Raw genomic sequence first — 12,653 nt, forward strand, 5'->3', positions numbered from 1 at the left:
GTCTGCATTTAAGCTCTGGGATTCTAATAGACCCATGGTCGATCGAATTTCGCGTCGTTTGTTTCTGGGTGGATTAGGGGCGTCTCTGGTTCCGGGCACAGGTCTGGCCGAGGCGCCTTTGGTGTCTCTGCGCCCTGTGCTGCGTGGCCCGCAGCCCAGCGGGGCCGAGCGACTGGTTCAGGCAGCGGGGCTGAAGGGCGAGGTTGTTTTCGCCGTGGCCGACGTGGAAACCGGAACGCCGCTGGAGGTGTTCGGCGAGGGCCAAAGCCTACCACCAGCCAGCGTCGCCAAGGCGCTGACCGCGCTTTATGCGCTGGATGTGCTGGGTCCGGAGTATCGGTTCGAAACGCGCTTGATCGCGGATGGACCGGTGGAAAATGGTATTCTGAAAGGCGACCTGATCCTTGCGGGTGGCGGTGATCCGCTGCTGGATACAGACGCGCTGGCCACAATGGCAGCCAATCTGCGCAAGGCCGGGATCACCGAGGTGAAGGGCGCGTTCAAAGTCTTTGATGGTGCGCTGCCCTACGTCTTCAGCATTGATCCGGGGCAGCCGGATCATCTGGGCTATAGCCCGTCGATCAGCGGGATTTCCCTGAATTTCAACCGTGTGCATTTCGAGTGGAAACGCGAGGGCACCGGCTATGGTGTAACCATGGATGCGCGCAGCGCGAATTATACGCCTTCGGTAGATATGGCATCAATGCGGGTCGAGAACCGCAGCCTGCCGATCTACACCTATCAGCCAAGCGCGCGGCAGGATCGCTGGACCGTGGCCAAAGGCGCGCTAGGCAATGGCGGGGCACGCTGGCTGCCGGTACGCAAGCCTGCGCTTTATGCCGGAGATGTGTTCCGCACGCTGGCACGCGTGAACGGGATTGTACTGGGCCGGGTACAGCTGACGCGGCAAGCACCGCAAGGGACCGAACTGGTGGTGCATCAGAGCGATCCGTTGGAAAGCATCCTGAAGGGGATGCTGAGATATTCGACCAATATAACCGCCGAAATGGTGGGTTTGGCGGCCACCAAGGCGCGCGGGGTTGCGCCGCAGAGCCTTGAGGAGTCAGCTGCAGAAATGAACCTATGGGCGGCAGAGCGTTTTGGCGCAGATGGGATCGCGATGGTCGATCATTCCGGACTTAGCGGTTCCTCACGTATGGCCCCCGCCGGTCTGGTCAATACGCTGGTGGCGGCGGGGCAATCAGAGGAGCTGCGGCCGTTGCTTCGGTCCTTCACGCTGGCCGACAAAAATGGGCAGCCGGTCAAGGATCATCCGATCAAGGTCGACGCAAAAACGGGTACTTTGAACTTCGTCTCGGGTCTTGGCGGTTACATGACAACGGCAGATGGAGTGGATCTGGCGTTTGCGATCTTCACCGCCGACACCGCGCACCGCGCCACGATCCCGCGCGCGTCGCGCGAGCGCCCGGACGGCGCGCGGGCTTGGAACCGGCGGTCTCGCAAATTGCAACGCAATCTGATTGAGCGTTGGGGTACGCTCTACGGTAGCTAGGTTGTATGCCGCGCCCGTGCCCCGCGTTCGATAGCGGCAGCGTGCAGGCGGTCGATGCTGAGTTCGTACCGGATTTCTTCCAGCAGACGCAGTTCGGTTTCGGCCAGAGTGCCGTCAGCGGCGGCCACATCACAGGCCAGCGCGTAGGCGGTTTCGTTCAGGCGTTCGGGCAGGTTGTCACGGATCAGTCCGAATAGGGCATCCAGCCCGTCCACCTGCTCAAACAAATCAAACACGATCTGCGAGACGCGGCGGGTTCGGTCAATGTCGTAACCGGCAAAAACCGGCAGCATGTTGACCGCGCCTTCGATCTTGACCAGCTCTGCGGTTCGGATGTTCTCGTCCGAGGCGGAAATCGCCACCATGATCGCCACAAGGCAATCCTGCGGGGACATCGGATGTGGGGTTTGCTCGGTCATGGTGTCGTCCTGAATGAAACGTCTGTTGCCGCACGATAGGAGCGGGTGCGGGGAGGTTCAACTGGTAGTTTTGGGGGCCAATGAATGCGATCGATGAGGGTGAGTGATTTCGGCAGTGATGTAAACGCCCGTTGAGAGCTTATACCTGCCGTCGACCAGGCTTCTATTCATTGCATGTGCTGCGCGTCGCGAACCAAGCATTTCGGATTTTCACCGCCAGCATTCTAAAGCAGAACTTCGCCAAGTTAATTGGCCATACGGAAACGAGCAGGCACTAGCTAAGATGCGTTTCAGTTGGGCGTCTTTCTATGCCTTGCACCGCCGGTCATGCCCGATATTTAGCAAGCTCACTCCAGAATAATTCTACAGCATCCGAAGTGTTCTGTGACTTACGCGCTGCGCAGATGTTCCACGTAAGGTTCTGTGCCATAGACACGGCTTTCACCGTCTTTGCATGGATCAGATCCGCAAATGTGTCCGCCATCCCTCCCACGATGTAGTCCGGTTCTGCCAACAATCCGGTCAGGAGGTTGTAGTCGTCGCATTCGATATGCGGCTGTGCATTCACCTTTTCGACGGCTTCAGCACCGCCTCCAAGTGCTTTTGTCAAAGCGGCTTTCCAGTGTTTGTGGAGATGCGGAGATGCAAAGGGAAAATCGAATATGCCTGCCATCGTTTGCGGGCCACGCTGATGAATCTCATGGTCGCGATGTGCCACAAACTGGATTTGTTGTTTCTCCATCACCATAATCTCGACGTTGTCAGCTTCGGGTGTGTAGGTCAGGTCACCCAGGAACATGTCGAACTTTCCCGCCTGCAACAAATCAAGCGGTCGTGCGTAGGCGCTTACCAGAATTCGGAAACGAAGATCAGGCATCACTTGCCGCACTGATCGCAGGGCGGGCAGGATCAGGGTTCTCGTGGTCAGAGGCCCGCAACCGATCAGCAAAGTGCCCGGCCCGGTTTCGCGCAAAGCGGCCACGCGCGTTGCATACTGGTTCAGGTCTTCGCGCAGCGCCTGGGCGATTGGCAAGAACTCCTGCCCCGCGCGTGTCAGAGTGCTGCTGTTTCGGCTTCGATGAAACAAAACAAGCCCCGTATAGTCCTCGGCCTGCCCGACATAGCGGGACAATGATGCGTTGGACACACCCATCGCACGGGCAGCATTTTGGAAACTGCCGATTTCAGCCAATGTAAGAAAAGCGGTCAAAGAGTTTTCGTTCATCATGCCGTCAACCACATTTCAGGTTTTGTTCTTTAGATTTCACAATATGAAATTCCGGTAAAGCTCTGTTGCGACGCGAAAGTTTCGACCGCTATCCCTGATCGGACTTTCGATACTCCCTTCACCGGTATCGTCTTCTACGTTCGCAGAGGTAAAAATGTTCATTTATCGATCTATTGTGGTTTCCGCCACGCTGGCTACAGCTTCGGTCTGTGCCCTGCCAGTTTTGGCCGAAACCGACCAGCCCAATATCCTTGTCATCATGGCCGACGATGTCGGCTGGGCCAGTCTGGGTAGCTATCATCAGGGTGTGAAAAGTATCAAAACCCCCAACCTTGACCAGCTTGCTGCGGATGGTATGCGCCTTACGGATTACTATGCACAGCCAAGCTGCACCGCAGGGCGATCTGCCTTTATCACCGGACAATTGCCTGTTCGGACGGGTATGCACACAGTCGGGCTGCCCGGAGATCCGGAAAAAGGTCTGAATGAAAAAGACCCTACTCTGGCCAACATCCTTAAATCTCTAGGCTACACCACCGGGCAATTTGGCAAAAATCACTTGGGCGATATGAACAAGTTTCTGCCAACTGTGAAAGGTTTCGATGAATATTGGGGCTGGCTCTACCACCTGAATGCGATGGAATACACCTCTGACCCCGATTGGCCCAAAGATCAGAAATTCAACGACACATTTGGCCCACGGAACATCATCCACGCTTATGCCACGGATACAATTGATGAAACCGTAGATCCACGCTGGGGCCTGGTTGGAAAGCAGCGTATAATCGACGATGGCCCGGCTCCGCCCGAACGGCAAAAAACGCTCGACGATGAGGTGACGGCCCATACTCTGGACTTCATCAACCGCGCGGTCGATAGCGACACGCCCTTCTTTGTCTGGATGGCCCCGGCCCGAGCGCATGTCTGGACACATCTGAGCCCCGAATACGAGGCAATGCTGGGCGACGGGCGCGGTTTGCAGGATGTCGTAATGAAAGAGCTTGACGACAACGTGGGCAAGGTTATGGCCCGTCTGGACGAACTTGGCATCTCGGACAACACTATTGTGGTCTTCACCTCGGATAACGGCCCCGAAACCATGACTTGGCCCGATGGTGGAACAACACCGTTCCGAGGTGAAAAAGGTACGACATGGGAAGGCGGCTTCCGCGTTCCTGCTATCATTCGCTGGCCCGGAAGAGTTTCCGCCGGGACCGTAAGCAACGGTATTTTTGCTGGTCTTGACTGGATGCCTACCCTCGTCGCCGCCGCCGGAGGACCTGACGATCTGCCTGGATCACTACTGAAGGGCTATGAGGGCTATCAGGTGCATCTGGATGGTTACAACCAACTGCCTTTCCTGACTGGCGAGGGTGAGAGCAACCGGGACGAGATTATCTACTACGAAGGTCCGGACCTGCAAGCTGTACGCCATGGTGATTGGAAAGCACATTTCACGATACAAACCGAAGGATGGGCAGGTCCAAAAGAGGAACTGAACGCGCCCCTGCTGTTCAACCTGCGCCGCGATCCCTATGAAAAGGCAGCTGAGGAATCGGGGATGTATACCCGTTGGATGGGCAACAAAATGTGGGCCTTTGGCCCTGCTGCCAAAATCGTCCAAAACCACCTGTCTACCTTCAAGGACTATCCTCCGCGGGGGTCGGACATAACCAACCAGGGCCATGTCGAAGAGCAGATATCGACCGAAGGTGGGATGTCGCAGTAGAAATCAAACCTCGGGGGGCATCACCTGTTGCCTCCCGATCTGTGTCAAGGATTTCATCGAGGGCCGCGAAAATCACGCTTCACCGCCTCTTTGCTATCGCACTGCCCTGTTCATCCCGCCGTCGGACAGTATACTCTGACCGTTGATATACCGGGCTGCATCGCTGGCGAGAAACACGCAAGCCTGCCCAATTTCTTCGAACGTTGCGGGCCGCTGAGCGGGGATTTCCCGGCGTGCCTGTTCGGACAGGTTCACGTTTTCGCAGAACCCCGGCAGCAGGTTGTTCATGCGAATGTTGTGCCGTGCATATCGGTCCCCGTAAAGCTTTGAGAAACTATGCAATGCTCCACGCAGCATGCTCATGGGATAGGGCGCACGTGGCTCGATTGTGTTCATGGATGAGATATTTACGAATGCACCGCCGCCTTGTTCGATCAGAATGGGCGTGACGATACGGGCGATCTTGACGACATTTAGCACATACATGTCCAGACTTTCGTGCCATAACTCGTCGCTGAGTTCCAATAGCGGTCCGTCAAAGTCAGGATCGAAACCGACGGTTTTGATGGCTTCAGGCACCGTTCCACCGTGACCCATATTACTGACGATTGCATCAATCCGTCCATATTTGCTCATGGTGTCGTCGACCATCGCTTGCAAATCATCGACATCTAATACAGAGCCGCGACGGCCAATGCCCTCAAGTTCCTCCGCCAATTCAACCGAGCGGTTGGAAGGAGACATAAGCGAAACCTTATAGCCGGCTTTCGCCATTTCAATGGCGCAACCCCGGCCAATTCCCTGTCCTGTACCTGTCATCAAAGCAACTTTGGTATCGGGCATGGTGTGTCCTTTCTTTGGGCGCACAGTGTGTGAGGTTTATTGATCTGTGGTCAGTGTAACTGCCGGGAACAAAGCAGACCTATCGAGTTTTTGGGACAATGCTGTTAGGTTTTCTCACATGCCGGAGAACCTTAGACATCTACGTGCCCTTCAGGCCTTTGATGAAACCGCAACCCACTCCAGCCTGTCCAAGGCAGCAGATGTTCTGAACGTCACCCACGGGGCGATCAGTCGGCAAATTAAGCTGCTGGAACTGCATCTTGGCGTAACGCTTTTTCATCGCCGCCCAAATGGGGTTGAACTGACCAGTGCCGGGGAGCTTCTGCATCAATCGACGCGCGGGGCATTTTCGGCGTTGCAACTGGGCGTGATGGAGGTGAAGCGGCTGCATCACCGCCAGTCGATTACGGTGTCGTTGTCAACATCGCTGGCGCTTAAATGGCTTGTCCCGTTGCTCAGTTCATTTCAGCAAGAACATCCGGGTATCGCGTTGCTGCTGGACACAAATGATCGATTTGCGGATTTTGATGCGTCTGAGGTCGATGTCGCCCTGCGGTTCGGGGAACCCGGTTGGGACGGGCTCTATCATGAGCAGATAAGACAAGAGGACCTGATTGTTGTAGCAGCGCCATCCCTTGTTGGTAAAGCCCGACTGCCGATGCCCGCCGAGAATGTGGCTGATCTTCCACTCTTGCATGATGCCTACAACGTCGGGTGGGAAAGCTGGGCTGCGCAGGTCGGGCTGGGCGCTGACCGGATCAATTCGCAGAGCATCAAGTACGTGGACAGCGCGGTTCTGTTGGAGGCTGCGATTGACGGGCAAGGTGTAGCGTTGGCAAGACATCTCTTGGCGGAGAGGGATTTGGAACTTGGTCGCTTGATCCGCCTCGATGAAAGCCGGGTTCCATTGGATCGGGGGCTCTACTTCGTCTGCCGCCCCGGCGATCAGGAACGGGTCACCGTGAGAATTTTCAGGAAATGGCTTATGTCGATTTAATCTTTTTGCCTTGCCTGCAAATCCGCCAGAGCGATCAACAGACTACGTTTTTCAGAATGCCGCAATGCCCCGTGCTGCGGACACTTGTAACCAAGACCAGATATGGATTGCACGCCGTTCATGCGCATAGAGGCATGAAAATCACCACCCTTTATTGACTCATACTGCACCTGCACAATAACAGGGGCCGGTCCGGGCGCATGGGGTGTCTGGCACGTTTCCCGATGGAGTATCCAAATGTCTGACCTGCGTGAAACCGCGATGACGTCCAAGGCGTGGCCGTTTGAAGAGGCGCGGCGGTTGCTCAAACGGTATAAGCAGGGCGCTCCGGAGAAGGGATATGTGCTGTTTGAGACGGGTTATGGCCCCTCGGGTCTGCCGCATATCGGGACCTTTGGTGAGGTGGCGCGGACCACGATGGTCAAGCGCGCGTTTGAGGCGCTGTCGGATATCCCGACCAAGCTGATCTGTTTCTCTGACGATCTGGATGGGATGCGGAAAGTTCCCAGCAATGTGCCGAACCCCGAGGCGCTGCAGGATTATCTGCAATGTCCGCTGACCTCGGTGCCGGACCCGTTTGGTGAATATGACAGCTTTGGTGAGCATAACAATGCGATGCTGCGCCGGTTCCTCGATACTTTCGGGTTCGAGTATGAGTTCTATTCGGCGCGTGAGTTTTACCGCTCGGGCCAGTTCGACGAGATCCTGAAGCGCGCCGTTGAGAAGTATGACGACGTGATGGCCATCATGCTGAAAAGCCTGCGGGAAGAACGTCAGCAGACCTATTCGATCTTCCTGCCGATCCATCCCGAGACCGGGCGGGTTCTGTATGTGCCGATGAAGAAAGTTTGTGCCGATACCTACACTGTCACCTTCGATGACGAGGATGGCAAGGAATGGACGCTGCCCGTGACTGGCGGCAATGTGAAGCTACAGTGGAAGCCTGATTTTGGCGCGCGCTGGGCGGCATTGGGCGTGGATTTCGAGATGTATGGCAAGGAACATGCCACCAACGAAAAGATCTATGACGCGATCTGCCGGGCCTTGGGTGGCCGTGCGCCCGAGCATTTCAGCTATGAGCTGTTTTTGGACGAAAACGGTCAGAAGATTTCGAAGTCGTCGGGCAATGGTGTTTCGATCGATGAATGGCTGACCTATGCGCCCACCGAGTCGCTGGCCTATTTCATGTATCAAAAGCCCAAGACCGCGAAGCGGATGCATTTTGATGTGATCCCGAAGGCGTATGATGAATATCATCAACAGTTGCGGGCCTATCCGGGGCAGGACCTGAAGGCGAAGCTGAATAACCCGGTGTGGCATATCCATGGTGGGAATGTGCCAGAGTCCACGCTGATGGTTCCCTTTGCGATGCTGTTGAACCTGGCGTCGGTATCCGGGGCTGAGGACAAAGAGGCGCTGTGGGGCTTTATCCGCCGTTATGCGCCCGAGGCCACTGCCGAGACCCATCCCGATCTGGATCAGGCGGCGGGCTTTGCAGTGAGGTACTTCAACGATTTCGTCAAGCCGACGCGCCAGCATCGCGCGCCGACGGATCAGGAGCGTGAGGCGCTGGAAGCATTGAGGGCGGCCTTGGAAGCCTATGACGGGCCGATGGAAGACGAGGCACTGCAATCGGTGGTCTATTCCATCGGGCGTGAGCGGTTCGATCCGATGCGCGGCTGGTTCACGGCACTTTACGAAGTGCTGCTGGGGGCCTCGCAAGGACCTCGGTTTGGTGGGTTCATCGCGCTTTATGGCGTGCCAGAGACGATTGCTCTGATCGACAAGGCGCTTGCCGGGGAATTGGCCTGATTTGACCTGATCCAGTGTGGGGCTACCCTTGAAACAGGAGGTGGCCCTATGCGTCGACTATTGCTTGCTGTATCCCTGAGTGCCGGACTGGCATCCGGAGTTTTTGCTCAGAGTGACGAGATTGAGGCCAATATCTCGGCGCAGATACAGGCCTTCAAGGCGGATGATTTTGCCACCGCCTTCACGTTTGCCAGCCCCAATATCCAGCGGCTGTTCGGCGATCCGGAGAATTTCGGGATCATGGTGCGCCGTGGCTATCCTATGGTCTGGCGGCCTGCGGATGTGAGGTTTCTGGAGTTGCGCGAGATTAGCGGAGCCCTGTGGCAGAAGGTCATGATCACTGATGGTGACGGACGCGTGCATTTGCTGGACTACCAGATGATCCGGCAGGAAAACGGCTGGAAGATCAACGGTGTACAGTTGCTGGGCAACTCCGACCCGGCGGCCTGATGCAACACCATCGTCACGGTGGTAAGAGCCGCGATTAATCCCTTTTCGATACTCAGACCCATGCGCTTGGGCTCAGGGCCCGGGCGGTTTCGGGTTTTGGCGCGCGTGCTTGGCGCGATTGGGAAAGGGATTTTACATGAACAAGGCAATCACCGACGGCATCGTGTTCATGCCGCCCGCCTATGCGGCTGGTCTTGGGGTCTGGTCCAGTGGCGACGGCACGCCGGGCTCTCCGACCTATGAGGGGTCGGGCACGGGGGTGTTCGTTCCGGCGGATGCGGATTTCGCAGGCTGTCTGGAGATTTATAAGACGGCAGAACCGCAGCGGCTGCGCTATATGGGGCAAACACCTTTGTTGCCGGGCTGCTATCTGCAGATCAAGGCGCGGGTGAAGGCGATCAGCGGGCCGCTGCCCGAGGTGCGGATCGCCGGCTGGGCCGGAGGAGCCGGAGATGCGCATGTGGACGGATTGGCGGAGCAGGGTCCGGCGGTGCAGCTGACCGGCTATGGCACCGTGCATGAGGTGACGGCCATCGTGGGCACAGGCCTGCGGCCCGGCGTGGACATGCCCTGGGGCAATGCGGTGCTTTATGGCCATTTTGGATTGGATATCGAAGGCACCAACGGTGCGGTGGTGCGGGTGGATGATATCGAGATCGAGGATGTGACCTCGGTCTTTCTGCGCGACATGATTGGTCTGGTCGACGTGCGCGATTTCGGCGCTGTGGGTGACGGGGTCACCGATGACTCGGCAGCGTTTGAGGCGGCGGATCAGGCAGCGAATGGGCGCAGGGTTTATATTCCGCAAGGTGAGTTCAGGCTGGAAGAGAACACTAACATGGCGTCCGAGGTCGCATTTGACGGCACCGTCACGATGCCGGTCGACAAGATGCTGCTGCTGACCAAGAATTTCGATCTGCCCACCTATATCACCGCCTTTGGTGATGAAATGCTGGCGTTTAAAAAGGCGTTTCAGGCGTTGCTGAACAGCTCGGACCATGAATCGCTGGATCTGGGCGGGCGTAAGATCGCGGTGACCGAGCCCATCGATATGGCGGCAGCGGTGCCGAACCGGACGGGTTATGCCACCCGGCGAGTGGTGCGCAACGGGCAGTTTGACGTCAAAAGTAGCTCGAATTGGGATACCGAAACCTTCACCTCGGTTGCGACCTACAGCCCGTCTGATCCTGATACGCTGACCAATGTGGCCAATGTGGCCAATATCCCTGTGGGTTCGCTGGTGACTGGCAGCGGGGTCGGGCGTGAGGTTTATGTGCGGTCGAAAAACGAAAGCACCGGTGAAATCACGCTGAGTGCGCCGACTTATGATGCCGCAGGGACGCAGACCCTCACCTTCACATCGTTCAAGTATCTGCTAGATTTCAGCGGTTTCAGTGCGCTGCAGAAGTTCAACATGGAAGGGATCGAGTTCCAGTGTAACGGTCGGTGCAGCGCGATCCGGCTGTCTCCGGGCGGGAACACTTTTGTACTGAAAGACTGTTTCATCAGTCGCCCGAAGGACCGGGGTATCACATCAATCGGGCGCGGATGTCAGGGGATGCTGATCGATGGCTGTCAGTTCCTATCGACCGAGGAAAGTCTGGACGTGCCGGACCGAAGCTCAATCGCGCTGAACGCCAACGCCAACGACGTCAAGCTGCGCCACAACCGGGCCACGCGGTTCCATCATTTCGCGGTGCTAAGTGGCGACAACAATCTGGTGCTGGGCAACCACTTCTTCCAGGGCGACAACGTGTCGAACGGGGTGCGTAACGCTGGGTTGGTGATCATCGGCGGCTATAACAGTTCGTCTATCGCCGAGAACTATGTCGACAATTGTTTTATCGAGTGGACCAACGAGCACGACGCGAACCCGGATTACTTCACCAGCTTCTCGTTCAGCGCGCTGAGCATCACTGATAACATCTTTTATGCCAGTGATGTCGCCCCCTGGTTCAGCTATCTGGTGATCCGCCCCCATGGCACGGGGCATTTCTTGAACGGGCTGACCGTCACCGGCAACAAGTTCCGTGTCAACAACGTGCGGATCGACCGAGTGGACCGGGTCGATACCAGTTTTGCCGATCTCGACCCGGAAAGGCACAAGAGGGTGTGTTTCGAGAACAATACGTTCCACGGCATCGATACGCCTTGCGCCAATCCATTGCGGCTGCAGCATACGCAAAGCTCACCGTCATCAGCCTGGACCGTCAGTTCGCAGGGCCAATTGCCGTTCGGGGGCAGGGCGCGCGGGTGTGATGCGGTTGTTGCCCTGGGAAGCCTCAGGACATCGTTGAATGCGGTGCGCTATACCGCGCCATATGTCGAGTTGCGACAGGGATCGGGCCAGAGCGATATCCGCCTGCGCTGGTCCGAAGGCTTGCGTGGTACGGTTTCGACCATTCTGCGGATTGATACTTGATTGATGTGGTGGGCCGCCTGAATGTAGGCGGCCCATCTTTAATAGCTGCGCCACAATCCAAATTTGATCCCGATGTTATCATCAGCCGAATTGCGCTCGGCACCCAGAATCCAGGTGAGTCTGCCCGTCTTAGGGCGATACATCAGCGAAGGTCGCACCCTCCAGTACCATGGTCGGTCCGAAACATAAGAAGTTTCGATCTGCAGGAGCGGGTCAAACCTTCGACCCAAGGACAGACCAGCCGTGAAATCCAATTTGCGGATCACTGCCTCATGGGTGCGGTTTTCGAGCGCGGCATCGACATTGATCCATCCGCCTCCCAATCCGGTTTGAATGCTTTTGCCGTATGAAAGTGTTGCTTTGTACATTGCCCAGCTACTGTACTGGCGATGGTGCGCGCCAACGCCGAACTCGGCCGCCAGACGCCCTGCTGACCCCATGTCTGCAACCGGCACGCGTGCAAAGACCAGCGCGTGCCCATACAAATCCTGATGCTCCTCGGCATCCAGTCCGATCGTGAGTTTCGGCCGCAATCCCCACTCGGTATAAAGCGAGGATTTGTACTTGTAGACGTCTTCCTCTTTGAAAGCGGTCACAGATAACGCGGTGAAGCTTGACCCCTTCTCGCGGAGCCACGCACCGGACCATGCCGGAGTGCACACCATAAAAAGCAGCGGAATGACGAGAACCAGACGAGCCATGGGGGCAGCATCGGCAGACATGGTTAACGGATGGTTAGTTTCTTGTTCATCTTTGAGAAAGATTTTTTGATCCAAAAACATTGTCTATGTGCAGGAAAAGGGTGGCGTTTTCAAAAGCTGTGCTAGGCTCGGGTCAGCTATAAAGGAGGAGCCTTATGCCGCAGATTTCCAAAACCAACAGCTATCAGACTGTCATCACCACCTTCGAGATGACCCCCGGAACCTGCCAGGACCTTCTTGAGGCGCTGACCGATGCTTATGCCGAGTTCATTTCGAAACAGCCGGGTTTCATTTCAGCCGGATTGCATGTGAATGATGCCCAGACGCGGATTGCCAATTATTCACAATGGGAGCGCCGCGAGGATTTCCTGGCGATGTTGCGCACACCGGAGATGCGAGAGCGGAATCGCAGGGTTAACGAGCTGTGCAAGAGCTTTGAACCAGTGATGTACGATGTCGCCGAGACATTCGGTGAGACCTGATCTGAGTCAATGCACGGCCGCCACCGGTCGCGCAGTATAGCGGCACAACTACGGAGG

11 protein-coding genes are annotated in these 12,653 nt (G+C 56.7%); 7 read left to right on the plus strand and 4 right to left on the minus strand.

The features are described 5' to 3' along the window. Positions 1-34: 34 nt before the first annotated feature. On the plus strand, positions 35-1,513 hold the full coding sequence (dacB, locus tag ACR0NM_RS15355) for a D-alanyl-D-alanine carboxypeptidase/D-alanyl-D-alanine endopeptidase (protein ID WP_480615481.1): 1,479 nt from the start codon (positions 35-37) through the stop codon (positions 1,511-1,513). Here dacB and ACR0NM_RS15360 read toward each other — a convergent pair. Both ACR0NM_RS15360 and ACR0NM_RS15365 read right to left on the minus strand, forming a co-directional pair. Beyond that, on the minus strand, positions 1,510-1,932 hold the full coding sequence (locus ACR0NM_RS15360; protein WP_170395941.1) for a tellurite resistance TerB family protein: 423 nt from the start codon (positions 1,930-1,932) through the stop codon (positions 1,510-1,512). The two genes, dacB and ACR0NM_RS15360, sit on opposite strands and share 4 nt — an antisense overlap. A 325-nt stretch (positions 1,933-2,257) precedes the next feature. Then, entirely contained in the window at positions 2,258-3,160 is a 903-nt protein-coding gene (locus ACR0NM_RS15365; RefSeq protein WP_480615483.1) for a LysR family transcriptional regulator, read from the minus strand. Positions 3,161-3,314: 154 nt separating this feature from the next. On the opposite strand from ACR0NM_RS15365, the gene ACR0NM_RS15370 reads away from it, so the two are divergent. Beyond that, entirely contained in the window at positions 3,315-4,889 is a 1,575-nt protein-coding gene (locus ACR0NM_RS15370) for an arylsulfatase (protein ID WP_480615485.1), read from the plus strand. A 93-nt stretch (positions 4,890-4,982) separates the two neighbouring features. On the opposite strand, the gene ACR0NM_RS15375 is transcribed toward ACR0NM_RS15370, so the two are convergent. Further along, complete coding sequence (locus tag ACR0NM_RS15375; protein ID WP_170395947.1) at positions 4,983-5,732, minus strand: SDR family oxidoreductase; 750 nt, start codon at positions 5,730-5,732, stop codon at positions 4,983-4,985. A 118-nt stretch (positions 5,733-5,850) separates the two neighbouring features. Between ACR0NM_RS15375 and ACR0NM_RS15380 the strand changes: the two genes are divergently transcribed. From ACR0NM_RS15380 to ACR0NM_RS15395, 4 genes are all read left to right on the plus strand, one after another. Beyond that, the gene (locus ACR0NM_RS15380) at positions 5,851-6,729 is read left to right on the plus strand and encodes a LysR substrate-binding domain-containing protein (protein WP_170395949.1); all 879 of its coding nucleotides are present in this window, start codon (positions 5,851-5,853) and stop codon (positions 6,727-6,729) included. Positions 6,730-6,966: 237 nt separating this feature from the next. Beyond that, the gene (locus ACR0NM_RS15385) at positions 6,967-8,541 is read left to right on the plus strand and encodes a lysine--tRNA ligase (RefSeq protein ID WP_480615487.1); all 1,575 of its coding nucleotides are present in this window, start codon (positions 6,967-6,969) and stop codon (positions 8,539-8,541) included. 48 nt (positions 8,542-8,589) lie between these two features. Beyond that, positions 8,590-8,991 (plus strand): DUF4864 domain-containing protein, encoded by a 402-nt coding sequence (locus tag ACR0NM_RS15390; RefSeq protein WP_223117582.1) that lies wholly within the window; start codon positions 8,590-8,592, stop codon positions 8,989-8,991. 136 nt (positions 8,992-9,127) lie between these two features. Then, complete coding sequence (locus ACR0NM_RS15395) at positions 9,128-11,413, plus strand: glycosyl hydrolase family 28-related protein (protein WP_480615489.1); 2,286 nt, start codon at positions 9,128-9,130, stop codon at positions 11,411-11,413. A 38-nt stretch (positions 11,414-11,451) separates the two neighbouring features. Here ACR0NM_RS15395 and ACR0NM_RS15400 read toward each other — a convergent pair whose 3' ends face one another. Continuing rightward, a complete protein-coding gene (locus tag ACR0NM_RS15400; RefSeq protein ID WP_480615491.1) occupies positions 11,452-12,114 on the minus strand; it encodes a hypothetical protein in 663 nt (220 codons plus the stop codon). A gap of 155 nt (positions 12,115-12,269) precedes the next feature. Here ACR0NM_RS15400 and ACR0NM_RS15405 point away from each other — a divergent pair, with 155 nt between their 5' ends. Then, on the plus strand, positions 12,270-12,596 hold the full coding sequence (locus ACR0NM_RS15405) for an antibiotic biosynthesis monooxygenase family protein (RefSeq protein ID WP_170395957.1): 327 nt from the start codon (positions 12,270-12,272) through the stop codon (positions 12,594-12,596). Positions 12,597-12,653: the final 57 nt, after the last annotated feature.

The organism is Ruegeria sp. AF2, assembly GCF_056542025.1.

Excerpts from the sequence above, each read along its gene's own strand:
- dacB (WP_480615481.1), top strand. The coding sequence starts at position 35 with ATGGTCGATCGAATTTCGCGTCGTTTGTTTCTGGGTGGATTAGGGGCG.
- ACR0NM_RS15360 (WP_170395941.1), bottom strand. The coding sequence starts at position 1,932 with ATGACCGAGCAAACCCCACATCCGATGTCCCCGCAGGATTGCCTTGTG.
- ACR0NM_RS15365 (WP_480615483.1), bottom strand. The coding sequence starts at position 3,160 with ATGATGAACGAAAACTCTTTGACCGCTTTTCTTACATTGGCTGAAATC.
- ACR0NM_RS15370 (WP_480615485.1), top strand. The coding sequence starts at position 3,315 with ATGTTCATTTATCGATCTATTGTGGTTTCCGCCACGCTGGCTACAGCT.
- ACR0NM_RS15375 (WP_170395947.1), bottom strand. The coding sequence starts at position 5,732 with ATGCCCGATACCAAAGTTGCTTTGATGACAGGTACAGGACAGGGAATT.
- ACR0NM_RS15380 (WP_170395949.1), top strand. The coding sequence starts at position 5,851 with ATGCCGGAGAACCTTAGACATCTACGTGCCCTTCAGGCCTTTGATGAA.
- ACR0NM_RS15385 (WP_480615487.1), top strand. The coding sequence starts at position 6,967 with ATGTCTGACCTGCGTGAAACCGCGATGACGTCCAAGGCGTGGCCGTTT.
- ACR0NM_RS15390 (WP_223117582.1), top strand. The coding sequence starts at position 8,590 with ATGCGTCGACTATTGCTTGCTGTATCCCTGAGTGCCGGACTGGCATCC.
- ACR0NM_RS15395 (WP_480615489.1), top strand. The coding sequence starts at position 9,128 with ATGAACAAGGCAATCACCGACGGCATCGTGTTCATGCCGCCCGCCTAT.
- ACR0NM_RS15400 (WP_480615491.1), bottom strand. The coding sequence starts at position 12,114 with ATGGCTCGTCTGGTTCTCGTCATTCCGCTGCTTTTTATGGTGTGCACT.
- ACR0NM_RS15405 (WP_170395957.1), top strand. The coding sequence starts at position 12,270 with ATGCCGCAGATTTCCAAAACCAACAGCTATCAGACTGTCATCACCACC.